Consider the following 24,091-nt stretch of genomic DNA (forward strand, 5'->3'; position numbering starts at 1 on the left):
CGGCAACACCGACCGCATCACCGGGGAGACGGCATTGGAACGCGTGGAGGACACGACTGCGGACGAAGCCGAGACCGAAGCCGCAGCCGAAAGCGACACCGAAGCCCGAACCGAGGCCGAAACCGGGGCCGCACGCCCCCGCCGCCGCTGGATCAGACGCACGGCGCTCGCCCTGCTGGCGGCCCTTCTCCTCCCCCTCCTGACCGCCGAGACAGCCCTCTACATCAACCACCAGGGCGACCCCGCACAGGGCACGCACACCAGGAACCGCGACGCCCTCTGGCTCGGCCACGCCTGGGTCGACGGCCGCAAGAAGGACGCCGACGTCACCGCCCTGGCCCGCCGCCTGCGAGGCACCGGCATCCGCGACCTGTACGTCCACTCGGGCCCTCTGGAGCACGACGGCACGCTGCCGAAGTCGGCCTACCCGAAAGCCCGCTGGTTCATCGACGCCGTACACGACGAACTCCCCGGCGTCCGCGTCCAGGCCTTCCTCGGCGACGTCCTCGCGACCGAGACCCCCGACGGCATGCGCCTGGAGAACAAGGACACCCGCGCCGCCGTCCTGCGTTCCGCCCGACAGATCCTCGACACCGGCTACCAAGGCGTCCATCTCGACCTGGAGCCCCTCCACTCCGGCGACCGGAACTACCTCACCCTCCTCGACGCCCTGCACCGCGAGACCCGCTCCCGGGACGTCCCCCTCTCCGTCGCCGCCCACCAGATCGACCCGCTCCCCGCCCTCCACTCCGTCTTCGGGACGTTCACCGGCCACCCCAAGTGGTGGTCGCAGGAGTTCTTCGGCCAGGTCGCCCGCCGCGTCGACCAGATCGCCGTGATGTCGTACGACACCATGCAGCCCCTGGAGAGCACCTACGGCGGCTACGTCGCCCAGCAGACCTCCCTCGCCCTGGAGGTCACCCCGCCCTCGACCGACCTGCTGATGGGCCTGCCCTTCTTCCACGAGAACCGCTTCGGCCACTGGAACCACGCCGAAACCGTGCCCGCCGCCGTCCGGGGCGTCCGCCTCGGGCTGACCCGCACGGACGCCGACCGGGCCCGCTTCGGCGTCGCGCTGTACATCGACTTCGCCGCGACGGAGGCGGACTGGCGTGCGTACGAGGAAGACTGGGTGCGGTGAACACGACCCGACGCCACCTCACCCGCACCGACCTCGCCCCCCTGACCCGGGCCGCCCTGGGCCCCGGCCGCACCCTCACCGGTGTGGAACGCCTGCGCGGCGGCACCAAGAAGGGCGTCTACCGCCTGATCCTGGACGACGACTCCACGGCCGTCGCCTACGTCTGGTCGGCCGACGAGGACTACTGGGACCAGCCGGACCCCGACCCCCGGGACGTCTTCTCCCACGGCACAGGCCTCGGCCTGTTCACGGCGGCCCACGACCGCCTGGCCGCCTCCGGCGTCCGCACCCCCCGCCTGCTGCACGCGGACGCCACGCACACCCACCTCCCGGCCGACGCGGCCGTCGTGGAGGACATGCCCGGCGGCAGCCTGGAGGACGCCCTCGCCCGGGACCCGCGCGAGGCACCCCGGCTGATGGACCGGACGGCCGAACTCCTCGCCACCCTGCACGCCCACACCGGCCCCCGTTTCGGGAAGGTCGCCGTCGTCGACAACGGCGGTTCCTCCCACGGCGTCTCCTGCGAACAGCGCGTCACCGACGGCGCCGTGCGCTGCCTCGCGGAAGCGGCCCGGCGCGAACCCCGTGCCGCCGCCGTACGCCGGGAACTGGAGGACCTGATCCACTCCCTGGCCGCCGAGGTCCGGCCACGCGACCGCCAGACGCTCATCCACGGCGAACTGGGCGCGGACCACGTCCTGCTCACGTCCGACGGGCAGCCGGCCCTCATCGACATCGAGGGCCTGAAGTACTTCGACGTGGAGCACGAGCACGTCTTCCTCAGACTCCGCTTCGGCCCCCACTACGACGCCCTGCGCGCCCCGGGCCTGGACGAGGCGCGTATGCGGCTCTACCGCCTGTCGATGCACCTCAGCCTGGTCTCGGGCCCGCTGACCCTCATCGAGGGCGACTTCCCGCACCCGGAGCGGATGCGGGACATCGCCGAGCAGAATCTCCGGCAGGCGCTCAGCCTGCTGAAGAGCGCCTCCTGATCTTCGAGCCCAGCCACACCAGAGGGTCGTACTTGCGGTCGATCGCCCGTTCCTTCAGGGGGATCAGCGCATTGTCCGTGATCTTGATGCCCTCCGGGCAGACCTCCGTACAGCACTTGGTGATGTTGCAGTAGCCCAGGCCGTGCTCGTCCTGGGCGGTGGTCTTGCGGTCCAGGCCGGATTCCGCCGCCGCGTCCAGCGGATGCATGTCCAGCTCCGCCACCCGCATCAGGAAACGGGGCCCCGCGAACGCCTGCTTGTTCTCCTCGTGGTCGCGCACCACATGGCAGGTGTCCTGACACAGGAAGCACTCGATGCACTTGCGGAACTCCTGGGAGCGGTCCACGTCCTCCTGCATCATCCGGTACTCGCCGGGACCGAGATCCGCGGGCGGCACGAACGCCGGGACCTCCCTGGCCTTGGCGTAGTTGAAGCCGACGTCGGTGACCAGGTCGCGCACGACCGGGAACGCCCGCAGCGGCGTCACCGTGATCGTCTCCTCCCGGTCGAACACCGACATGCGCGTCATGCACAACAGCCGCGGCCGGCCGTTGATCTCGGCGGAGCACGAACCGCACTTGCCCGCCTTGCAGTTCCAGCGCACGGCGAGATCGGGGGCCTGGGTGGCCTGGAGGCGGTGGATGATGTCGAGCACCACCTCGCCGTCGTTCACCTCGACCTTGAAATCCTCCAGGCCGCCGCCCTGCGCATCGCCCCGCCACACCTTGAAGCGGGCCTCGTAGCTGCTCATTCGTACAGCTCCTCTTCGGCCAGGTACTTGACCAGCTCCTCCTTGTCGAAGAGGGCGAGCAGGTCGGCACGGACGGGTTCGGTGGTCTCGCGGGTGAGGGTGATCTGACCGCGGACCGGGTCCGTGGCCGACAGCCCGCCCGTCGGGTCGGTCAGCGCGCACAGCAGGTTGATCCGGCGCCACTTGCGGTCCATCCCCGGATGGTCCTCGCGGGTGTGCCCGCCGCGCGACTCGGTGCGCTCCAGCGCGGCCCGCGCCACGCATTCGCTGACCAGCAGCATGTTCCTGAGGTCCAGGGCGAGGTGCCAGCCGGGGTTGAACTGCCGGTGCCCCTCGACGCCGGCCCGGCGGGCCCGCGCCCGCAGCTCGCCCAGCTTCTCCAGGGCCTGCTCCATCTCCGGCTCGCGGCGGATGATGCCGACCAGGTCGTTCATCGTCTGCTGGAGTTCCTGGTGCAGGGTGTAGGGGTTCTCCGGCGGGCCGCCCTTCGGCTCCTCGATCTGAGCCTCGGCGGAGAAGGGCCGCAGGGCCTCGGCGGCGGCGGAGCCGATCTGGCCGTCGTCCACGACGGGCCGCGCCCCGCCCAGCCCGGCCGCGTACTCGGCCGCGTGCCAGCCCGCCCGGCGCCCGAACACCAGCAGGTCGGACAGGGAGTTGCCGCCGAGCCGGTTGGAGCCGTGCATGCCGCCGGCCACCTCACCGGCCGCGTACAGGCCGGGCACGCCGCGCGCCGCCGCCGTGTCGGAGTCGACCGCGATCCCGCCCATCACGTAGTGACAGGTGGGACCGACCTCCATCGCCTCCGCCGTGATGTCGACATCCGCCAGCTCCCTGAACTGGTGGTACATCGACGGCAGCCGCCGCTTGATCACCTCGGCGGGCATCCGGGTCGACACGTCGAGGAACACGCCCCCGTGCGGGGAGCCGCGCCCCTCCTTCACCTCGGAGTTGATCGCCCGCGCGACCTCGTCGCGGGGGAGCAGCTCGGGGGGACGCCGGTTGTGGTCCGGGTCGTCGTACCAGCGGTCGGCCTCGTCCTCGGTCTCGGCGTACTTGTCCTTGAAGACGTCGGGGATGTAGTCGAACATGAACCGCTTGCCGTCGGAGTTGCGCAGCACCCCGCCGTCACCGCGCACCGACTCGGTGACGAGGATGCCCTTCACCGACGGCGGCCAGACCATGCCCGTCGGGTGGAACTGCACGAACTCCATGTTCAGCAGGGGAGCGCCCGCGAGGAGTGCCAGCGCGTGGCCGTCGCCGGTGTACTCCCACGAGTTCGACGTCACCTTGAAGGACTTGCCGATGCCGCCCGTCGCGATCACCACGGCGGGAGCCTCCAGGACGAAGAAGCGGCCCGACTCGCGCTCGTAGGCGAAGACGCCGCAGACACGGTCGTCCTCTTTCAGCACCCGGGTGACCGTGCACTCCTGGAAGACCTTCAGCCGGGACTCGTAGTCGCCGGTCTCCTTGAAGTCCTCCTGCTGCAGCGCGACGATCTTCTGCTGGAGGGTGCGGATCAGCTCCAGGCCCGTGCGGTCGCCGACGTGGGCGAGGCGCGGGTACTCGTGGCCGCCGAAGTTGCGCTGGGAGATCCGGCCGTCCTTGGTGCGGTCGAACAGCGCCCCCCAGGTCTCCAGCTCCCACACCCGCTGCGGCGCCTCCTGCGCGTGCAGCTCGGCCATCCGCCACTGGTTGAGGAACTTGCCGCCGCGCATGGTGTCGCGGAAGTGGACCTGCCAGTTGTCGTTCTCGTTGGCGTTGGCCATCGCCGCCGCGATGCCGCCCTCGGCCATCACCGTGTGCGCCTTGCCGAACAGCGACTTGCAGATCACGGCCGTACGGGCGCCCCGCTCGCGGGCCTCGATGGCGGCGCGCAGTCCGGCGCCGCCCGCCCCCACGACGACGACGTCCCACTCCTGCCGGTCGACCACGGACATCACAACGCACCCCTCATCAGAAGAACCGCGGATCGTCGAAGGCACCGGACGCGACCAGGTAGACGTAGAAGTCGGCGAGCGCCACGCTCACCAGCGACGCCCAGGCGAGCTGCATGTGCCGGGCGTTGAGCCGGCCCGCCCACTGCCACATCCGGTAGCGCACGGGATGCCTGGAGAAGTGCTTGAGCTTGCCGCCGACGATGTGCCGGCACGAGTGGCAGGAGATCGTGTACGCCCAGATCAGCACGATGTTGACCAGGAACACGAGCGTGCCGAGCCCCATGTGGCCCCACGCGTAGTGCTCGTCGCGGAAGGCGAGCACGGTGTCGTAGGTGAGGATCCCGGCGACGACGATCGCGGCGTAGAAGAAGTACCGGTGGATGTTCTGCAGGATCAGCGGGAAGCGGGTCTCACCCGTGTACTTCTGGTGCGGCTCGGCCACCGCGCAGGCCGGCGGGGACGCCCAGAAGCCCCGGTAGTAGGCCTTGCGGTAGTAGTAGCAGGTCAGCCGGAAGCCGAGCGGGAAGATCAGGATGATGATGGCGGGGGAGATCCCCCACCAGCTGCCGAAGATCTCCCAGTTCGGCCCGCCCCTCATCGGCTCGCAGCGCTCCGCCAGGCACGGCGAGTAGAAGGGCGAGACGTACGGCGCCGCGTAGTAGTCGGTGTCGGCGAAGGCCCGCCACGTCGAGTAGACGATGAAGGCCAGCAGGCCCGCGACCGTGCCGGCCGGGGCCAGCCACCAGCGGTCGGTGCGCAGGTGCGGGGCGTCGATCGCGGCGCGCGTTCCCGCCCGCACGCCGCCGCTTCGGGGATGGGGTTCCGTGGCGGGAGGTTCCGTACCAGTGGCCACTTTGACGACTCCGGTCGGGTTCGGGGGAGGTGCCGGTCGCTCGACGCCCTCCCGGTCAGGGGGCGCGCCGGTCCCGGGCGCCGAGCCCCTCGTCGTCCGAGTCGACCCACAGCGAGGGGTCGTACGGCGCGTCCGGGATGGTGACGAGGTCGGGGCGCTTCGGTGCGGCCGGTGTGGCGGCGGCGTCGCGCAGCAGGGCGACGCTCTCGCGCAGATGGTTGGCGTCGGCTCGGACGCGGCGCATCTCCAGGCCGCCGGTGCCGAGCTGCTTCTCCAGGCGTCCCAGCGACCGGAACAGCTCGTCGAGACTGCGCTGGACTGACGTCAGTTCGTCGTGAACGGACATGATTTGCCCTCACTTCCCGCGGGTCCTTCGAGGCCCAAGGCGGCAACGCTCATGCGCCTGCGAGTGTTGCGCGTCACACCTTGTGCTGTGAAGGGATGTGCATCGATTGGCCGAGGCGTGCGGGTGCATCGTGCGGTGCGTTGGGCCGCACGGGTGGCTTCCCGTCCGTGACCGTCGTGTCGCCCTGTGTTGCCGAACCCTTTCCTCTTCAGTGGCGGCATACATCAGATGAACTCCAAATACCGCCAAAAGTGATCATAACGCCCGCGGCTTCCCGGAGGTAGCACAGATGTCCCAGCACGGCGTCGGCCCGCGCGCGATCACGCGCTCGGTCGCCTTCCTCACCGCGGGTGTACTCGCGGTGCCCGCGCTCACCGGATGCGGCTCCGAGGATCCGGCGGGCGAGCCGCTCGCCGCCCCGGACATCCAGCCCGCCGGCCGCGACCGGATCGCCGACGGCGGCACCCTGCGCTGGGCCGTCGACTCCGTGCCCGACACCCTGAACACCTTCCAGTCGGACGCCGACGCCACCACCGCCCGCGTCGCCCAGGCCGTCCTGCCGTCGATGTTCCGGATGAACGCCGACGGCCGTCTCGAGCGCAACCCCGCCTACCTGGAGTCCGCCAAGGTCGTCGAGACCGAGCCCAAGCAGGTCGTCCTGTACAAGCTGAACCAGCAGGCCGTCTGGAGTGACGGCCGGGAGATCGGCGCCGCCGACTTCGCCGCCCAGTGGCGGGCCCTGTCCGGCAGGAACACCGCCTACTGGACCGCCCGCAACGCCGGCTACGACCGCATCCAGAAGATCGAGCGCGGCGACAACGCCCTGGAGGTCCGGGTCACCTTCAGCCGCCCCTACGCCGACTGGCGGTCGCTGTTCTCGCCGCTGTACCCCAAGGACGTCATGGGCACCCCGGACTCCTTCAACGACGGGGCCCGCAAGAAGCTCAAGGTCACCGCCGGTCCCTTCACGGTGAAGAAGGTCGACCACGAGGACGACGAGATCACCCTCGCCCGCAACCCGCGCTGGTGGGGCCGGCCCGCCAAGCTCTCCGAGATCGTGCTGCGCACCGTGCCGCGCGACAAGCGGACCGCCGAGCTGGCCGCCGGCACCCTCGACCTGGCCGAGATCGACCCCACAGCGGCCCGCCGCATCACCGTCGCCGCCCAGCCCCGCAGCTCCGGCAGCCCCGTGATGGGTCCCAGCGCCGAGCGTTCCGCCGCGGACGCGCAGGAGACATCCGACGAGAAGAGCGCCGCCCGCGGGAAGCCGCGCACGTCGGCCGTCAAGTACACCCGGCAGCAGCAGGCCCTGCGCGGCTTCGAGGTGCGCAAGTCCCTGGAGCCGGCCTTCACCCAGCTCGCCCTGAACGGCGCCGAGGGCCCGCTCGCCGACGAGCGCGTCCGCAGAGCCGTCGCCCGCGCCCTGGACCGCAAGGAACTGGCCAAGGCCGTCCTCAAGCCCCTGGGCCTGCCCGCCGTCCCGGTCGGCAGCCACCTGGCCCTGTCCGGCCAGGCCCACTACGCCGACAACAGCGGCGCCGTCGGGGATCAGGACACCGAGGAGGCCCAGGCCCTGCTCGCGGACGCCGGGTGGGTGCGCGGCGGCCCCCTCAAGGAACAGAAGAAGAAGGACAAGGCAAAGGACGCGGAGAAGGCGGCCGGCGCCGAGGGCGACAAGACCTCCGGCGAGGACAACAAGGCACACGGCGGGCAGGACACCGCCGATCACCTCGCCCACGACGGCAGGCACTACCAGCACCCGGCCCGGGGCAGCGCCCCCGGCGCGTACGCCCCCGAGGGCACCGCCGCCCCGGCGAACCGCGAGACCGCCCCGCTCGCCAAGAACGGCAAGCCCCTCACGCTCCGCTTCGTGCTCCCCTCCGGGCCCGGCTCCCAGACGCTGCGCACGGTCGCCGACCGCATCTCCCGCATGCTGGAGCGCGTCGGCATCGGCACGGACATCTCCAAGGTCTCCGACGAGTCCTACTTCAAGGACCACATCGCGTCCGGCCAGTACGACCTCGCCCTCTACTCCTGGCCGGCCACCGCCTTCCCCGCCACCGACGCCCGCCCCGTCTACGCCAAGCCGGTCCCGGCCGCCGACGGCTCCCTGAACATCGAGCAGAACTACACCCGCGTCGGCACCGACCAGGTCGACCAGCTCTTCGACGAGGCCGTGTCCACCCTCGACGAGGGCAAGTCCCGCTCCCTGATCCGCAAGGCCGACTCCCGCATCTGGGCGGCGGCCGGCTCCATCCCCCTCTTCCAGCGCCCCCAGCTCATCGCGGCCCGCAAGAACCTCGTGAACACCGGCGCGTTCGGTCTGGGCACGCCCGCCTACGAGGACATGGGCTTCCTGAAGAAGGGCGCGAAGGCGGCCTCGGGCCCGTCGGCGAAGGGATCAGCCGCCCGGTAGCCCGGCTGCCGGAGGCCGCCCAGGACGGCCCGGGAACCGGCGTCGAGCCCAGTGAAACAGAGCTGACCTGCACCGACGTATCCCGGCTCACCCCAGGGGCAGCGGACCCGTACCATGGGGTGAGGCCGTGGCATGTTGAGCCCGGCAGGGCCCGCGCACCACCGACGTACGCGCAGGGCATTCCTCACCACTCCGGGAGTACGCCTCAATATGGCCACGCGCCACGACATCCGCAACGTCGCCATCGTCGCCCACGTCGACCACGGCAAGACCACCATCGTCGACGGCATGCTGAAGCAGGCCGGCGCCTTCGCCGCGCACCAGCTCGACTCCGTCGACGACCGCATGATGGACTCGAACGACCTGGAGCGTGAGAAGGGCATCACGATCCTGGCCAAGAACACGGCGGTGAAGTACCACCCGAAGGACGGGGGGGACGTCATCACCATCAACATCATCGACACCCCCGGCCACGCCGACTTCGGCGGCGAGGTCGAGCGCGGTCTGTCGATGGTCGACGGTGTCGTCCTGCTCGTGGACGCCTCCGAGGGCCCGCTCCCGCAGACCCGCTTCGTGCTGCGCAAGGCGCTCCAGGCCCGGCTGCCCGTCATCCTCTGCATCAACAAGACGGACCGCCCGGACGCCCGGATCGACGAGGTCGTCAACGAGACCTACGACCTCTTCCTCGACCTGGACGCCGACGAGGAGCAGATCGAGTTCCCGATCGTCTACGCCTGCGGCCGCGACGGCATCGCCTCGCTGACCAAGCCGGACAACGGCACGGTCCCGGCCGACTCCACCAGCCTGGAGCCGTTCTTCTCCACCATCCTGGAGCACATCCCGGCCCCGAGCTACGACGAGTCCGCCCCGCTCCAGGCCCACGTCACGAACCTGGACGCCGACAACTTCCTCGGCCGAATCGCGCTGCTCCGCGTCGAGCAGGGCGAGCTGCGCAAGGGCCAGACGGTCGCGTGGATGAAGCGCGACGGGTCCGTCAGCAGCGTCCGCATCTCCGAGCTGATGATGACCGAGGCGCTCACCCGCAAGCCGGCCGAGGTGGCCGGTCCCGGTGACATCTGTGCCGTGGCCGGTATCCCGGACATCATGATCGGTGAGACCCTGGCCGACCCGGAGAACCCGGTCGCGCTGCCGCTGATCACGGTCGACGAGCCCGCGATCTCCATGGTCATCGGCACCAACACCTCCCCGCTGGTCGGCCGTGGCGCCACCGGCAAGGGCGCCGACAACAAGGCGGCCGTCAAGGACCGCAAGGTCACGGCCCGTCAGGTCAAGGACCGCCTCGACCGCGAGCTGATCGGTAACGTCAGCCTCCGGGTGCTGGACACCGAGCGGCCGGACGCCTGGGAGGTGCAGGGCCGTGGTGAGCTGGCGCTGGCCATCCTGGTCGAGACGATGCGCCGGGAGGGCTTCGAGCTGACCATCGGCAAGCCGCAGGTCGTCACCAAGGAGGTCGACGGCAAGGTCTACGAGCCGGTCGAGCGCATGACGATCGACGTGCCCGAGGAGCACATGGGCGCGGTCACGCAGCTCATGGGCGTCCGCAAGGGCCGCATGGACAACATGTCCAACCACGGCTCCGGCTGGGTCCGCATGGAGTTCGTCGTGCCCTCGCGCGGTCTCATCGGTTTCCGGACCGAGTTCCTGACCCAGACGCGTGGCACGGGTATCGGCCACTCCATCCACGAGGGCTTCGAGCCCTGGTTCGGCACGCTCCAGACCCGTAGCAACGGCTCCCTGGTCGCCGACCGCGCCGGTGCCGTCACCGCCTTCGCGATGACCAACCTCCAGGAGCGCGGCGTGCTGTTCGTGGAGCCGGGCACCGAGGTGTACGAGGGCATGATCGTCGGCGAGAACTCCCGCGCCGACGACATGGACGTCAACATCACCAAGGAGAAGAAGCTCACCAACATGCGGTCGTCCACGGCCGATGTGACCGAGTCGATCGTCCCGCCGCGCAAGCTGTCGCTGGAGCAGTCCCTGGAGTTCTGCCGCGATGACGAGTGCGTCGAGGTCACCCCGGAGGCCGTGCGCATCCGCAAGGTGAACCTGGACGCCCGCGAGCGCGCCCGCGCCGCGAGCCGCGCCAAGCACGGCTGACGCCTGCCGTTCGACGACACCGGGCACCCCGCCTCGCGGGGTGCCCGGTGTCGTCGTGAAGCAGGGGGAACCGAAGGAACGGGGTAGGGAAAACCCTCGATTTGCCCGGGACGGCCGTCCAGAGCGCCCTGTTCGCACTACCCTGCTGCGGAAGTGCCGCGCTCTGCCCGCGCACGGGTCCGTACAACGGCCTTGCCGCGATGGCCTCTTGAGCGAGCGACAGCCATGGTTCGGCAGCCTGCACGGCGGTAACGGTAGTCGCAAGCGGTTTATCTCATTCTCGCGTCCGGAATGCGGACAGCCGCCACCGATAGATGTGTAACAAGTCCGTTTCGCAGGGATCTTTCACCAAACCCTTTGTCCGGATTTTGGAAGATGTAGGCGCGAGCTGTGATCGAACCGAGACCTCGAGAGTGTGGTTCGCTCCTGGCGCATGGCAGATAGTTAGGCGCGTAGAGCTCGGATGAACGGGTCACTCGCTGGAGGCGGCGCCGACTCACGAGCGCGGGGGCACCTGACGATTTCCGGCACCGGCGACGGGCGGTGGCGGTGGTCCGTCTGTGCTCCCTTTGCGGTGAACCAATGACTTCATAGGAGGAACCCATGCGCGGTGCCAAGAGCGCCAAGTGGGTCGCGGGGGCGATAGTCGTCGCCCTGGCCGCCACCGCCTGCGGCGGCGGCGACGACAGTGCCGGCGACGACATGAACAAGGGGAAGGCCGACCCGAACGGCATCGTCACTGCGCAGCTGAGCGAACCCCAGAACCCGCTCCAGCCGGCCAACGCCAAGGAGAGCCAGGGCAGCCGTGTCCTGCGCACGATCTTCGCCGGTCTGGTCGACTACGAGCCCGGCACCGGCAAGCTCGAGTACGTCAACGCCGAGTCGGTCACGCCGAACGACGACTCGTCCGAGTGGACCGTGAAGCTCAAGCCGGGCTGGAAGTTCCACGACGGCACCCCGGTCACCGCCAAGTCCTACGTGGATTCCTGGAACTGGTCGGCCAACATCAAGAACAACCAGACCAACTCCAGCTGGTTCTCCGACATCGTCGGCTTCGAGGACGTGCACCCGGAGAAGGGCGCCCCGAAGAGCGACAAGATGTCGGGCCTGAAGGTCGTCGACGACAACACCTTCACCATCAAGCTGACGCAGCCGGTCTCGTACTTCGCGTACAAGCTGGGCTACGACGTGTGGGCGCCGCTGCCCGAGGCCTTCTTCAAGGACCCGAAGGGCTTCGGCCAGAAGCCGGTCGGCAACGGCCCGTACAAGTTCGTCTCCTGGGAGCACAACAAGCTCATCAAGGTCCGCAAGTTCGCGGACTACAAGGGTCCGAACGCGGCCAAGAACGGCGGCATCGACTTCAAGAACTACACGACCGCCGACGCCGCCTACTCGGACCTGCGCTCCGACAACGTGGACTGGATCGAGCAGGTCCCGACCACCGCGCTGGCGAACTACAAGTCGGACCTCGGCGACCGTGCCATCGACCAGCCGTACTCGGCCGTCCAGTCGATCGTCCCGGCGTTCTACACCAAGCAGTTCAAGGACATCGACCCCAAGGTCATCCAGGGTCTGTCCATGGCGATCGACCGCCAGACGATCACCAAGACCGTCCTCCAGGGCACGCGTACGCCGGCCGACTCCTACGTCGCCCCGGGCGTCCTCGGCTACAAGAAGGGCGCGCTCGGCGACATCGTCAAGTTCGACCCGGCCCAGGCCAAGAAGCTCGTCCAGGAGGGTGGCGGCGTCCCGGGCAACAAGATCCAGATCCAGTACAACGCCGACCAGGACCACAAGCCGTGGGTCGACGCGGTCTGCAACTCGATCCGCAAGTCCACCGGCGTGGAGTGCACCGGCGACCCGAAGCCGACCTTCCAGGCCGACCTGGACACCCGTGACAAGCATGAGGTCAAGTCCATGTACCGCGGTGGCTGGGTGCTCGACTACCCGGTCAACTCGAACTTCATGCGCGACCTGTACGGCACCACGTCGGCCGGTAACACCAGCGGTTACTCCAACAAGGAGTTCGACAAGCTGAGCTCCGAGGCGGACAAGGCCGGCTCGATCGACGAGACCGTGGCCAAGTACCAGGAGGCGGAGCAGCTCCTCGCCAAGGACATGCCGGCGATCCCGCTCTGGTTCTACAAGGTCAACAGCGGCCAGTCGACCAAGATCCTGGGCAAGATCCCTTACGGTCAGGACGGTGACCCGATCTTCGACCAGGTCCAGGTCAAGCAGAAGTAAGTAGACGACCGCAGGCCGGTGCCGCCCCTCCCGGACAGGGGAGCGGCGGCGCCGGTCCGTAGGCACAGGCCTCCACCTCACCCCCCGACCTGCGGTAGAGATGAGTGCGCAGGCCTCGCCGACCCCTCACGGCATGGAGGCGCAAGATGGGGCGCTACGCCGCCAGGCGACTGCTCCAGATGATCCCGATCTTCATCGGGACAACTCTGTTGATCTTCTTGATGGTCCACATCCTGCCGGGCGACCCGGTCCGGGCCATCTACGGGGACAAGGCTCCCGATCCCGCACAGATCGCGCAGATCAAGCGCGAGTACGGCTTCGACAAGCCCGTCCTCGAACAGTACGTCCACTACATGTGGAATCTCCTCCAGGGAGACTTCGGCAAGAACCTCGCCGGCCGTCCGGTCACCGAGCTCATGGCCGACGCCTTTCCGGTGACACTGCGGCTGACGCTGCTGGCCATCATCATCGAGATCATCATCGGTGTCGGCCTCGGCGCGTGGGCCGGTCTGAAGGCCGGTAAGGCCGCGGACACCGGTGTCCTGGTCTTCACGCTGACCGTGATCTCCATCCCGGTCTTCGTGCTCGGCTTCATCGCCCGGTTCATCTTCGCCGACGAACTCGGCTGGCTGCCACCCAACGTCCAGGACTCCACGGACTATTCGCAGTTGTTCCTGCCCGCCTTCGTCCTCGCCATGCTCTCCATGGCGTACGTGGCACGGCTGACCCGGACGACCTTCGCGGAGAACCTGCGGGCCGACTACATGCGCACCGCGCGCGCCAAGGGCCTGCCCTCGCGCCGCATCATCGGTGTCCACCTGCTGCGCAACTCGCTGATCCCGGTGGTCACTTTCATCGGCACCGACGTCGGCGGATTCATCGGCGGCGCGGTCATCACCGAGGGCATCTTCAACATCCAGGGTGTCGGCAACCTCCTCTACAGGGCGATCCAGACGAGCGAGGGCTCGACGGTCACGGGTGTGGTGACGGTGCTCGTCCTCGTCATCCTCCTGATCAACCTGCTCATCGACCTGCTGTACGCGGTCCTGGACCCGAGGATCCGGTATGCCTGACGTGACCAAGGCCCAGACGACCGACGCCGCCACCGTGGACGCCGTGGCCCCGCCGGCCGTGGACGCCCCCGCCGGGGACAGCGCGAAGAAGAGCGACAAGCCGCGCTCCCTGTGGGGTGACGCCTGGTACGACCTGCGGCACCGGCCCATGTTCTGGATCTCCTCGGTGCTGCTGGTCCTGCTGCTGGTGATCGCCGCGTTCCCCGGCTGGTTCACCAGCGTCGACCCGCGCGACGGCGACCTCGTCCACCACTACCTGGGCAAGCCGCAGCTGGGGCACTTCTTCCAGCCCGACTGGTTCGGCTACGACCAGCAGGGCCGCTCCATCTACTCCCGCGTCATCCACGGCACCCGCGCCTCCATCCTCGTGGGCGTCGGCGTGACCGCCGCGGTCACGCTCCTCGGCGGTCTGCTCGGCATGCTGGCGGGCTACTTCGGCGGCTGGATCGACTCGGTGATCTCCCGGATCGTCGACATCTTCTTCGGCCTGCCGTTCCTGCTCGGCACGATGGTCGTGCTGAACGCCTTCACCGAGCGCAAGGTGTACGTGGTCATCCTGGCCCTGGCCTCGCTGGGCTGGACCTCGATCGCCCGCGTCACCCGCAGCTCGGTCATCACGGCCAAGCAGGCGGACTACGTGACGGCGGCCCGGGCACTGGGCGCGGGCACCCCGCGGATCCTGTTCCGCCACGTGATGCCGAACGCCATCGCGCCGACCATCGTCGTGGCCACGATCGCCCTCGGCGGTTACATCTCCGCGGAGGCGACGCTGTCGTTCCTCGGCCTCGGCCTCAGCGACCCGACGATCTCGTGGGGCATCGACATCTCCGAGGGCAGCAAGGTGATCCGGGACAACCCGCACACGCTGCTGTTCCCGGCCGGCATGCTCAGCCTCACGGTCTTCGCGTTCATCATGCTCGGCGACGCGGTGCGCGACGCCCTTGACCCGAAGCTGCGCTGAGGAGGGCGTACGTGACCACCATCGAAGAGACCCGTAACGTGCCCGAGCCGCGAGGCGCGGCCGACGGCGACGTCCCCCTGCTCGAAGTGCGCGATCTGCACGTCGAGTTCCACACCCGCGACGGCGTGGCCCATGCCGTCAACGGCGTCAACTACACCGTGAACTCCGGCGAGACCCTCGCCGTGCTCGGTGAGTCCGGCTCCGGCAAGTCCGTGACCGCCCAGGCGATCATGGGCATCCTCGACATGCCGCCCGGGCGGATCCCCAAGGGCCAGATCCTGTACCGGGGCGAGGACATGCTCACCATGTCCGGCGAGGCCCGGCGCAAGATCCGCGGCAGCAAGATCGCGATGATCTTCCAGGACGCGCTCTCCGCGCTGAACCCGGTGCTGTCCGTCGGCTACCAGCTCGGCGAGATGTTCCGCGTCCACCAGGGCCTGAGCAAGAAGGACGCCAAGGCCAAGGCGATCGAGCTGATGGACCGCGTGAAGATCCCGGCCGCGCGGGAGCGCGTCGGCGACTATCCGCACCAGTTCTCCGGCGGTATGCGCCAGCGCATCATGATCGCGATGGCGCTCGCCCTGGAACCGGACCTGATCATCGCCGACGAGCCGACGACGGCCCTCGACGTGACGGTCCAGGCCCAGGTCATGGACCTGCTGGCGGATCTGCAGCGCGAGTACAACATGGGCCTGATCCTGATCACCCACGACCTCGGCGTCGTCGCCGACGTCGCGGACAAGATCGCGGTGATGTACGCGGGCCGGATCGTGGAGACGGCCCCGGTGCACGAGCTGTACAAGCGGCCCGCGCACCCCTACACCAAGGGTCTGCTCGACTCGATCCCGCGCCTGGACCAGAAGGGCCAGGACCTGTACGCGATCAAGGGCCTGCCGCCCAACCTGACCCGTATCCCGTCCGGCTGCGCCTTCAACCCGCGCTGCCCCAAGGCGCAGGACATCTGCCGTACGGACGTCCCGTCCCTGCACCCGGTCACCGAGCGGGACGGCGGCGAGCTGGTCGGCCGCGGCAGCGCGTGCCACTTCTGGAAGGAGACGATCCATGGCTGACCTGGAGAAGACGGACGAGTCCATGGACGCCACCCCCAACGTCACGGAGGTCGAGACGGTCGACGCGGCCACCGACGAGGAGGCCGTGGCCGCGATCGAGGCACCGGTCGAGCGCGGTGAGCCGATCCTTCAGGTCCGCAACCTGGTGAAGCACTTCCCGCTGACCCAGGGCATCCTGCTGAAGCGTCAGATCGGCGCGGTCAAGGCCGTGGACGGGGTCTCCTTCGACCTCTACCAGGGTGAGACGCTCGGTATCGTGGGCGAGTCCGGCTGTGGCAAGTCCACGGTCGCCAAGCTGCTGATGATGCTGGAGACGGCGACCGCGGGCGAGATCTTCTACAAGGGCCAGGACATCACCAAGCTGTCCGGGCGCGCGCTGAAGGCGGTCCGCCGGAACATCCAGATGGTGTTCCAGGACCCGTACACCTCGCTCAACCCCCGCATGACGGTGGGCGACATCATCGGGGAGACCTTCGAGATCCACCCCGAGGTGGCGCCGAAGGGCGACCGCCGCCGCAAGGTCCAGGACCTGCTGGACGTGGTCGGCCTCAACCCCGAGTACATCCACCGCTATCCGCACCAGTTCTCGGGCGGTCAGCGCCAGCGCATCGGCATCGCCCGCGGCCTGGCGCTCAACCCCGAGATCATCATCTGCGACGAGCCGGTCTCCGCGCTGGACGTGTCCGTCCAGGCGCAGGTCATCAACCTGATGGAGAAGCTCCAGGACGAGTTCAACCTGTCCTACCTCTTCATCGCGCACGACCTGTCGATCGTCCGGCACATCTCGGACCGGGTGGGTGTGATGTACCTGGGCAAGATGGCCGAGATCGGCACGGACACGGAGATCTACGACCACCCCACCCACCCCTACACGCAGGCCCTGCTCTCCGCGGTGCCGGTCCCCGACCCGGAGTCCCGCGAGGGCCGCGAACGCATCATCCTCACGGGAGACGTCCCGTCCCCGGCCAACCCGCCCTCGGGCTGCCGCTTCCGCACCCGCTGCTGGAAGGCCCAGGACAAGTGCGCCCAGGAGGTCCCGCTCCTCGCGGTCCCCGAGCGCTTCAAGGGCGAGGACACCCCGGCGGCCCACGAGTCGGCCTGCCACTTCGCCGAGGAGAAGGACGTGGTCCACGCGGCCTGACGGCCCTGTGCGTGCCGCCGAGGCGGCACGCACAGCCGCACAAACCCCCGCGAACCGCGTTAACACGCAGGCAACTTCGCCGACCCGGTTCCGATATACGGACGCGTCAGGCTGGACAGCGTACGGCCGTGCGGGTGCCGTAAACGGGCCGGGGCGCGCCATGTCGCCCCGGCCCGTTGTCATGCTCGGGCGCCGGTGATGCCCAGGGACCGCTTCAGGAAGTCGACCTGGAGGAGGAGCAGGTTCTCCGCGACCTGTTCCTGGGGGGTGATGTGGGTGACCCCGGACAGCGGCAGCACCTCGTGCGGGCGGCCGGCGGCCAGGAGGGCCGAGGACAGGCGCAGGGCGTGGGCGACGACCACGTTGTCGTCGGCGAGGCCGTGCACGATCATCAGCGGGCGGTGCGGTTCGGCGGGGGCGGACAGGCCGTCCGCCGTGACGAGGGAGCTGTGCGCGTACACGTCCGGCTGTTCGGCCGGGTCGCCCAGGTAGCGCTCCGTGTAGTGCGTGTCGTACAGGCGCCAGTCCGTCACCGGCGCGCCCGCGATCCCCGCGTGGAAGACGTCCGGCCGGCGCAGCACCGCGAGGCCCGCCAGCCAGCCGCCGAAGGACCAGCCGCGGATCGCCACCCGGGACAGGTCCAGCGGATACCTCTTCGCGAGGTCCTCCAGCGCCTCCACCTGGTCGTCCAGGGACAGCGTGAAGTCGTGGCGGACCCCCTTCTCCCAGGCGGGCGAGCGGCCCGGGGTGCCCCGGCCGTCCGCGACGACCACCGCGAACCCCTGGTCCGCGAACCACTGCGAGGTGAGGTGCGGGTTGTGGGCCGCGAGGACCCGCTGCCCGTGCGGCCCGCCGTAGGGGTCCATGAGCACCGGCAGGGGGGTGTCACCGGCGTAGTCCCGAGGCATAAGCACGGCGCACGGAATGCGGCGTGCGCCCCCCTCGGTGAGCGTCACGCGGGGGGACATACCAGGATCTTCGGCGTACGAGGGGACAGCAACCGTCGGTTTCCCGTCGCGCAGGACCTGCACCCGCACACCTGGCCGATCCAGCGTCGCCGAGACCAGCACCGTCACGTCCCCGGCCCGCACCGCCGAGTGCACGCCCGGCTCCCGCGACACCCGCTCCACACCCAGCTCGTTCACCCGGTACACATGCACCTGGCCCGTCTCCGCCTCGGCGGCCTCCTCGCCCGCCGAGGCGGAGACCAGCACGTCGTCGTCGGAGACGTCCAGCACGGCCCGCACATGCAGCTGTGCCCCCGTGAGCGGCCGGTCCCCGACCGCCAGCAGCCGCGCACCGCCCTCGTCCGCGATCCGCACCAGCCGCCCGGCCGGACTCCAGCACGGCACCCCGGGGTAAAGATCAAGCCAAATTCGATCTTCGTCGGCGTGCACCATCCGGGTCGCGCCCGACTCCGGGTCCACCGCGAGAATCAGCTGGCTGCGCTGGTCCCGCGCCTGGACGAGCAGCAACGGCGCGCCCGCCGCTGACCAGTGCACACGTGCCAGATACGGATACCGCGCCCGGTCCCAGGCGACCTCCGTGCGCGCCCCGTCCAGACCGATGACGAACAGCCGTACGTCCGCGTTGCCGGTGCCCGCCGCCGGATACGCCACCCGCTGCGGTTCGCGTTCCGGATGCGCCGGGTCGGCGATCCACCACCGGTCCACGGGCGTGTCGTCCGCGCGCGCCACGAGCAGCCGGTCCGACTCCGGCGCCCACCAGAAACCGCGCGAGCGCCCCATCTCCTCGGCCGCGACGAACTCGGCCAGTCCATATGAGACATTTTCCGATTCCGGCTCGGCGAGCGCCCGGTCGCCGTCCCCCTCCGCGCCCACGACGCGCAGCGCACCCTGCGCGACGTAGGCGACATACCGCCCGTCGGGCGACGGACGCGGGTCGATCACCGGCCCGGGCACGGGCAGTTCACGCGCCGTCCCGGCCCGCAGCTCGGCCGCGAAAAGCCGCCCTGACAAGGCGAAAGACGCCAACTCGACGGCCGTGTCGGTGGCGTACCCGACGATGCCGGCGCCACCCTCCCGGCTGCGCTCACGCCGTGCGCGCTCCTCGGGCGAGAGGTCCTCCGAGGAGCCGCCCAGCAGGGCGCGCGGGTCGGCGGCCACGCGCTCCCCGCCCTCCTCCGTGTCGAGGACCCACAGCGAGTTCGCCCGGTCCGTACCGGAACCGGAGCGCAGGAACACGACTCGTGAACCGTCGGGCGCCACAGTGAACGAACGCGGCGCGCCGAGCGTGAAGCGCTGGGTACGGGCGTGCCGTCGGGGGAAGGAGTCAGGCTCGGTCGTCATGCCCTGACCATATTGGCCATGCGCCCCCTTGTGCGGCCGTGCGCCGATCGATGCGCACGGACGGATAGTTATGATCAATGTCGCATAGTGGGTATGAACCTGCTGGCTGCTGTACGGATTTGATGCCCCCATAGTCCGACCCCCCCCGCGCCCTCGTGGATCTTTGGAGGTGAGCCGCCGTGGCACTCTCGATTTCGGCGGTGGTGCTGCTGGCGATCATCGTCTTCCTGCTGATCAAGAAGTCAGGTCTGAAGGCCGGGCATGCGGTGGTGTGCGTGCTGCTCGGCTTCTACCTCGCCTCCTCGACCGTCGCTCCCACGATCAACGAGCTGACGACCAACATCGCGGGCATGATCGGCAGCATCAAGTTCTGACCCCGGGACCTCGTAGGCTGGGGTCCATGACGGAACTGCCCGACCGGCGTCTGCTGCTGGTGCACGCGCACCCGGACGACGAGTCGATCAACAACGGCGCGACCATGGCCAGGTACGCGGCCGAGGGTGCCCACGTCACCCTGGTCACCTGCACCCTCGGCGAACGCGGCGAGGTCATCCCGCCCGAGCTCGCGCACCTGAGCGGTCCCGCCCTCGGCCAGCACCGCCGCCAGGAGCTCACCGCCGCCATGGCCGAGCTCGGCGTCCGGGACTTCCGTCTGCTCGGCGGCGCCGGACGCTACAGCGACTCCGGCATGATGGGCCTGCCCGACAACGACGACCCCGGCTGCTTCTGGCAGGCCGACGTCGACGAGGCCGCCGCCCGCCTCGTCGAGGTGATCCACGAGGTGCGCCCCCAGGTCCTCGTCACCTACGACGACAACGGCGGCTACGGCCACCCCGACCACATCCAGGCCCACCGCGTCGCCATGCGCGCCGCAGAGCTGACCGCCGAGTCGGGCCGGCCGATCCTCAAGGTCTACTGGAACCGGGTCCCCCGGCCGGTTGTGGAGGAATCCTTCGCCCGGCTCCGCGACGACCTGCCCGGCGCGCCCTTCACCAAGGCGGCCGACATCGACGACGTCCCGGGCGTCGTGGCCGAGGAGCGGATCACCACCGTCGTCGACGGCACCGCGCACGCCGCCGCCAAGGCCGCCGCGATGCGCGCCCACGCCACCCAGATCAGCGTGTCCGGGCCGTACTTCGCGCTGTCCAACGAACTCGCCCAGCCGATCCTCACGACCGAGTACTACGAGCTGGTGCGCGGCGAGCGGGGCCCCGGCGAACGGGAGACGGACCTGTTCGCCGGTGTCGAGGAGGCCTCATGAACGACCGGACTCCGATGCTCGCCCAGCCGATACGGCCGCCCTCCGCCGGACGGGCCGCCGCCTGCGTGGGGTTCTTCCTGCTCGGGGCCGTGATCGGCGCGGCCGGGGCGCTGGTGCAGCCCGCGTGGTTCCCGGGCGGGCTGCTGCTCGCCCTCGCCGGTGAGGCCGGGCTCGTCCTCGGTGCCGCGCGGATCACCCGCGGCCGGGCCGGGGGCGTCGCGGCGGCCGCCGGCTGGCTGCTCTCCGTCGTCCTGCTCACCGCCAGCCGCCCGGAGGGCGACTTCCTCTTCGCGGCGGACGGAGGCTCCTATCTCTTCCTGCTCGGGGGCATCGCTGTGGCTGTGATCTGCGCCACCCTCGGCCCGGGGCGGCAACCGGACGGCGACCCCGTCCGACTTGGGAAGTGACGTACCACTTCGCCAGGACGCACCCGTGGGGGTCCGGTGTGAGTTTCCCCAGCGGTCCTGGGATACGGGTGAGAAGTGGCCAGTATGGTGGTGCGCGCCGCCGAGCTGCCCGCGTGAGGTTGTGTCGGGCGGCGGAGCCAACCGGGAGAACCTGCCTTGAGTCGTGAAACTGACACTCCGTCCTCCGGGCCCAACGGGCGCGGCGGAGCCGCCTACCCGTCGGGTACGCCGCCGTACGGGACCCCGGCGGTCTCCGACGGCGGTACGGACGCGGACCGTTCGGCCACGCGGCCGGAGGAACGCAAGACCGAGACCACGCTGACGACCCGGATCCGGATCAACATCCCCGGGTCACGGCCCATTCCGCCGGTGGTGGTGCGCAAGCCCGTCGCGGACGCGGAGGGCTCCGGCGACACCAGGGCCGGTTCCGGCGCGGGCGATGAAGCGACGGCCCCGGGCGCCGCCACGCCCAGAAGCACCGGCACGGTCGAGCCCTCTGCCGAGGCCGGCCGGTCCGGCCAGCCGGGTCCGTCGGGCCAGTCCGGCGAGGACAAGCCGACCAGTGACTGGTTCGCGCCCCGTAAGTCCGGCTCGGGCAAGCCCGGGCAGGGCGGTGGCTCCACCAACGGTGCCGGTGTGCCGGGCGGTTCGGGCCCGGCGGCGGGTGGTTCCGGCGCGAGTGGTTCTGGCGCCGGCAGGCCCGGAGGTGTGGTCGGTTCCATGAGCAGGCCGGGCGGCTCGCGGCCCGGCGGCACGAACGGCGCGGGGCTTCCCGGCGGGGCGACCGGCGGCCCCGTCGCGCCCGGGCACGGCGGCGGCACGGGCTCCTTCGACGTCACCGAGGCACTGGCGGCGGGCCCGCTCGGCAACGGTTCACGTCCGGCCCCGGGCAGTGACGGCGGCGAGACGCGCCGCGACGACCTGCCGTACTTCTCGGAGAACGACCGCCTCGGCCAGGGCGGCCAGAACGGCCAGAGCGGTCAGATCGGCCAGGGCGGCTACGGCGGCCAGGGCGCTCCCCCCGGCTACGGCGACGCGGGCGGCCCCGGCGGCCCCGGCCCGCAGGGCCCGGCCGGCCCGACCGGCGGCCCGGTCACCGGCGACGGCCCGCTGGCCCCACCGTCCGGCGGACCTGGCGGCTTCAACGAGCCCGGTCGCTCGGGCGGCCCTGGCAGCTTCGAGGATCCCGGCAGGCCCGGTGGTCCCGGCGCTTTCAACGAGCCTGGCCGTTCGGGTGGTCCTGGCGGCTTCAATGAGCCGGGCGGCCTCGGTGGTCCTGGTGGCTTCGACGAGCCCGGTCGTTCGGGTGGTCCTGGCGGCTTCGACGGTCCCGGCGGCCCCGGTGGTCCTGGCGCTTTCAACGAGCCCGGTCGCTCGGGTGGTCCTGGCGGCTTCAATGAGCCGGGCGGCCTCGGTGGTCCTGGTGGCTTCGACGAGCCCGGTCGTTCGGGTGGTCCTGGCGGCTTCAACGAGCCCGGTCGTTCGGGTGGCCCTGGCAGCTTCGAGGATCCCGGCAGGCCCGGTGGCCTCGGTGCCTTCGACGAGCCCGGCCGCCCCGGGACGCCCGGCGGTCCCGGAGGCCCCGGCGCCTTCAACGACCCCGGCCGTCCGGGCGGCCCCGGCGCACCTGCCGGGCCTGGTGCGCCCACCGGCCCCGGAGCCATAGGCGGCCCCGCCGGCACGGGCGGACCCGGAGGACCGGCTGGTACGGCCAAGCCCGGCGGCCCCGGCGCGCCCGGAGGCCTTGGTGCCCCCGGAAGCCCCGGCGGCCCCGGCGGCCCGGGCGGAGCCCCCGGCCCCGCCGCTCCCACCGGCCACGGCCCCGGCGGCGGGATGAGCGACGACACCGCCATCCTCACCCCGCAGAAGCCGGCCCCCGAGCCTCCGGACGGCCACGGCTACGCGGCCCGCCACGACAACGTCTCGGGACACACCGTCACCAGCGGCATCCCCGTCGTACCGCCCGGCGCGGCCTCGCCGTTCGGTCCGGGCGCCCCCGGTGACGGCCCGGTGCCCCACACGGCCCCGAAGCTGCCCGAGCCGGTCTCCCCGCCCCCGGCGAGCTCCTCGAAGGCGCCGAAGAAGAAGGGGCGCAACAAGCTCGTGCTGCTCGCCGCCGGCCTGGTGGTCGTGGCCGGTGGCGTGTACGGCGCCGGACTGCTGATGAACCGCACCGACGTGCCCAAGGGCACCAGCGTGCTCGGCGTGGACATCGGCGGCACCACCCGCGACGGCGCGGTCAAGAAGCTCAACGACGCCTTCGACGGCCGTGTGGGCAAGCCGCTGAAGCTGTCGGTGGAGGGCAAGACCGTGTCCCTCGACCCGGACAAGGCGGGACTCCAGTTCGACATGGACGCCACGGCCGACGCGGCGGCGAAGAGCGACTACAACCCGGTCTCCGTGATCGGCTCGCTCTTCGGCAACCACCGCGTCGTCACACCCGTCATGCCCGTCGACGAGGAGAAACTGCACGCCTCCCTGGAGAACGCCGCCGGCGGCTCCGGCGCGTCGACCGACGGCACGATCAAGTTCGAGGGCGGCAAGGCCGTGCCCGTGTACGGCAAGACGGGCAAGGGCATCGACGTGGCCAAGGCGACCGCCGCGGTGGAGGAGGCGTACCGCACCCAGGTGGAGACCGGCACCCCCGGCACGGTGAACCTCCCGACCACCACCCGGCAGCCGACGGTCTCGAACGCCGAGGTCGACCGGGTGCTGAAGGACTTCGCGCAGCCCGCGATGTCGGCCAAGGCCATCGTGCAGACCGACGCGGCGCACAGCATTCCGTTCGGCGCGCTGTCGCTGCCGAAGATCCTCAGCTTCAAGGCCGTCGACGGCAAGCTCGTGGACACGTACAACCTCAAGGCCCTCCAGGAGGCGTACGGCACCACGTTCGAGGGCGTGAAGATCGAGGGCGCGAGCGGCAAGCGCGATGTCACGCCGCAGGACGTCGTCACCGCGCTGCGCAAGGCCCTGCGCGGCAAGACGCCGGCGGAACGCACCGCGGTCATCGACACCACCCCGAACTGACCTCCGGCCGCCCGGCCGCACGAAGCCCCTGCCCACACCGGACA

General features: G+C 70.3%; 18 protein-coding genes. 13 read left to right on the forward strand and 5 right to left on the reverse strand.

The genetic code is table 11. From position 1 onward, the window contains the following. The first annotated feature begins 34 nt into the window (after positions 1-34). Positions 35-1,141, forward strand: coding sequence for a hypothetical protein (locus ACFZDA_RS23010; protein WP_391084483.1), 1,107 nt, complete (start codon positions 35-37; stop codon positions 1,139-1,141). Further along, complete coding sequence (locus ACFZDA_RS23015) at positions 1,138-2,133, forward strand: phosphotransferase (RefSeq protein WP_391084486.1); 996 nt, start codon at positions 1,138-1,140, stop codon at positions 2,131-2,133. The genes ACFZDA_RS23010 and ACFZDA_RS23015 overlap by 4 nt, the downstream gene beginning before the upstream one ends. Here ACFZDA_RS23015 and ACFZDA_RS23020 read toward each other — a convergent pair. The 4 genes from ACFZDA_RS23020 to ACFZDA_RS23035 are packed head-to-tail and all read right to left on the reverse strand — an operon-like array spanning position 2,108 to position 6,020. Continuing rightward, positions 2,108-2,884 carry a succinate dehydrogenase/fumarate reductase iron-sulfur subunit gene (locus ACFZDA_RS23020; RefSeq protein ID WP_391084489.1) on the reverse strand — a complete coding sequence of 259 codons (777 nt, stop codon included), beginning with the start codon at positions 2,882-2,884 and terminating at the stop codon, positions 2,108-2,110. The genes ACFZDA_RS23015 and ACFZDA_RS23020 overlap by 26 nt on opposite strands. After that, positions 2,881-4,821 carry a fumarate reductase/succinate dehydrogenase flavoprotein subunit gene (locus tag ACFZDA_RS23025; RefSeq protein ID WP_391084491.1) on the reverse strand — a complete coding sequence of 647 codons (1,941 nt, stop codon included), beginning with the start codon at positions 4,819-4,821 and terminating at the stop codon, positions 2,881-2,883. Before ACFZDA_RS23025 ends, ACFZDA_RS23020 begins: the two co-directional genes overlap by 4 nt. A gap of 16 nt (positions 4,822-4,837) precedes the next feature. Next, complete coding sequence (locus ACFZDA_RS23030; RefSeq protein WP_391084494.1) at positions 4,838-5,674, reverse strand: hypothetical protein; 837 nt, start codon at positions 5,672-5,674, stop codon at positions 4,838-4,840. Positions 5,675-5,729: 55 nt separating this feature from the next. Then, positions 5,730-6,020: a hypothetical protein gene (locus tag ACFZDA_RS23035; protein ID WP_391084497.1), complete on the reverse strand. Its 291-nt coding sequence runs from the start codon at positions 6,018-6,020 to the stop codon at positions 5,730-5,732. Positions 6,021-6,309: 289 nt separating this feature from the next. On the opposite strand from ACFZDA_RS23035, the gene ACFZDA_RS23040 reads away from it, so the two are divergent. The 7 genes from ACFZDA_RS23040 (at position 6,310) to ACFZDA_RS23070 (ending at position 17,043) form a co-directional block, all read left to right on the forward strand. Next, on the forward strand, positions 6,310-8,436 hold the full coding sequence (locus tag ACFZDA_RS23040; protein WP_391084501.1) for an ABC transporter substrate-binding protein: 2,127 nt from the start codon (positions 6,310-6,312) through the stop codon (positions 8,434-8,436). Between the two features lie 210 nt (positions 8,437-8,646). Beyond that, positions 8,647-10,554, forward strand: a complete 1,908-nt coding sequence (gene typA / locus ACFZDA_RS23045; protein WP_391084504.1) for a translational GTPase TypA — start codon at positions 8,647-8,649, stop codon at positions 10,552-10,554. A 603-nt stretch (positions 10,555-11,157) separates the two neighbouring features. Then, the gene (locus ACFZDA_RS23050) at positions 11,158-12,798 is read left to right on the forward strand and encodes an ABC transporter substrate-binding protein (protein WP_391084507.1); all 1,641 of its coding nucleotides are present in this window, start codon (positions 11,158-11,160) and stop codon (positions 12,796-12,798) included. Positions 12,799-12,944: 146 nt separating this feature from the next. Beyond that, the gene (locus ACFZDA_RS23055; RefSeq protein ID WP_391084510.1) at positions 12,945-13,871 is read left to right on the forward strand and encodes an ABC transporter permease subunit; all 927 of its coding nucleotides are present in this window, start codon (positions 12,945-12,947) and stop codon (positions 13,869-13,871) included. Then, positions 13,864-14,832, forward strand: coding sequence for an ABC transporter permease subunit (locus ACFZDA_RS23060; RefSeq protein WP_391084513.1), 969 nt, complete (start codon positions 13,864-13,866; stop codon positions 14,830-14,832). Before ACFZDA_RS23055 ends, ACFZDA_RS23060 begins: the two co-directional genes overlap by 8 nt. A gap of 11 nt (positions 14,833-14,843) precedes the next feature. Continuing rightward, positions 14,844-15,902, forward strand: coding sequence for an oligopeptide/dipeptide ABC transporter ATP-binding protein (locus ACFZDA_RS23065; protein ID WP_391084516.1), 1,059 nt, complete (start codon positions 14,844-14,846; stop codon positions 15,900-15,902). Further along, positions 15,895-17,043, forward strand: coding sequence for an ABC transporter ATP-binding protein (locus tag ACFZDA_RS23070; RefSeq protein WP_010047833.1), 1,149 nt, complete (start codon positions 15,895-15,897; stop codon positions 17,041-17,043). The genes ACFZDA_RS23065 and ACFZDA_RS23070 overlap by 8 nt, the downstream gene beginning before the upstream one ends. A 179-nt stretch (positions 17,044-17,222) precedes the next feature. Here ACFZDA_RS23070 and ACFZDA_RS23075 read toward each other — a convergent pair whose 3' ends face one another. Beyond that, positions 17,223-19,352 carry a prolyl oligopeptidase family serine peptidase gene (locus ACFZDA_RS23075; protein WP_391084521.1) on the reverse strand — a complete coding sequence of 710 codons (2,130 nt, stop codon included), beginning with the start codon at positions 19,350-19,352 and terminating at the stop codon, positions 17,223-17,225. A 179-nt stretch (positions 19,353-19,531) separates the two neighbouring features. Between ACFZDA_RS23075 and ACFZDA_RS23080 the strand changes: the two genes are divergently transcribed. The 4 genes from ACFZDA_RS23080 to ACFZDA_RS23095 all read left to right on the forward strand — a co-directional run bounded on the left by ACFZDA_RS23080 (position 19,532) and on the right by ACFZDA_RS23095 (position 24,047). Beyond that, a complete protein-coding gene (locus tag ACFZDA_RS23080) occupies positions 19,532-19,726 on the forward strand; it encodes a hypothetical protein (protein WP_391084523.1) in 195 nt (64 codons plus the stop codon). Positions 19,727-19,752: 26 nt separating this feature from the next. Continuing rightward, on the forward strand, positions 19,753-20,613 hold the full coding sequence (gene mshB, locus ACFZDA_RS23085) for an N-acetyl-1-D-myo-inositol-2-amino-2-deoxy-alpha-D-glucopyranoside deacetylase (RefSeq protein ID WP_391084526.1): 861 nt from the start codon (positions 19,753-19,755) through the stop codon (positions 20,611-20,613). Beyond that, positions 20,610-21,020 carry a DUF6113 family protein gene (locus ACFZDA_RS23090; protein ID WP_391084528.1) on the forward strand — a complete coding sequence of 137 codons (411 nt, stop codon included), beginning with the start codon at positions 20,610-20,612 and terminating at the stop codon, positions 21,018-21,020. The genes mshB and ACFZDA_RS23090 overlap by 4 nt, the downstream gene beginning before the upstream one ends. Before the next feature lie 156 nt (positions 21,021-21,176). Then, positions 21,177-24,047 (forward strand): hypothetical protein, encoded by a 2,871-nt coding sequence (locus ACFZDA_RS23095; RefSeq protein ID WP_391084530.1) that lies wholly within the window; start codon positions 21,177-21,179, stop codon positions 24,045-24,047. Positions 24,048-24,091 lie beyond the last annotated feature (44 nt).

Origin of the sequence: Streptomyces sp. NPDC007991 (genome assembly GCF_042958445.1) — a bacterium.
Lineage (GTDB): Bacteria > Actinomycetota > Actinomycetes > Streptomycetales > Streptomycetaceae > Streptomyces.

Bases quoted from the DNA above. Each gene is read 5' to 3' on its own strand.
- ACFZDA_RS23020 (WP_391084489.1), bottom strand. From the start codon at position 2,884: ATGAGCAGCTACGAGGCCCGCTTCAAGGTGTGGCGGGGCGATGCGCAG.
- ACFZDA_RS23025 (WP_391084491.1), bottom strand. From the start codon at position 4,821: ATGTCCGTGGTCGACCGGCAGGAGTGGGACGTCGTCGTCGTGGGGGCG.
- ACFZDA_RS23035 (WP_391084497.1), bottom strand. From the start codon at position 6,020: ATGTCCGTTCACGACGAACTGACGTCAGTCCAGCGCAGTCTCGACGAG.
- ACFZDA_RS23040 (WP_391084501.1), top strand. From the start codon at position 6,310: ATGTCCCAGCACGGCGTCGGCCCGCGCGCGATCACGCGCTCGGTCGCC.
- typA (WP_391084504.1), top strand. From the start codon at position 8,647: ATGGCCACGCGCCACGACATCCGCAACGTCGCCATCGTCGCCCACGTC.
- ACFZDA_RS23050 (WP_391084507.1), top strand. From the start codon at position 11,158: ATGCGCGGTGCCAAGAGCGCCAAGTGGGTCGCGGGGGCGATAGTCGTC.
- ACFZDA_RS23055 (WP_391084510.1), top strand. From the start codon at position 12,945: ATGGGGCGCTACGCCGCCAGGCGACTGCTCCAGATGATCCCGATCTTC.
- ACFZDA_RS23060 (WP_391084513.1), top strand. From the start codon at position 13,864: ATGCCTGACGTGACCAAGGCCCAGACGACCGACGCCGCCACCGTGGAC.
- ACFZDA_RS23070 (WP_010047833.1), top strand. From the start codon at position 15,895: ATGGCTGACCTGGAGAAGACGGACGAGTCCATGGACGCCACCCCCAAC.
- ACFZDA_RS23075 (WP_391084521.1), bottom strand. From the start codon at position 19,352: ATGACGACCGAGCCTGACTCCTTCCCCCGACGGCACGCCCGTACCCAG.
- mshB (WP_391084526.1), top strand. From the start codon at position 19,753: ATGACGGAACTGCCCGACCGGCGTCTGCTGCTGGTGCACGCGCACCCG.
- ACFZDA_RS23090 (WP_391084528.1), top strand. From the start codon at position 20,610: ATGAACGACCGGACTCCGATGCTCGCCCAGCCGATACGGCCGCCCTCC.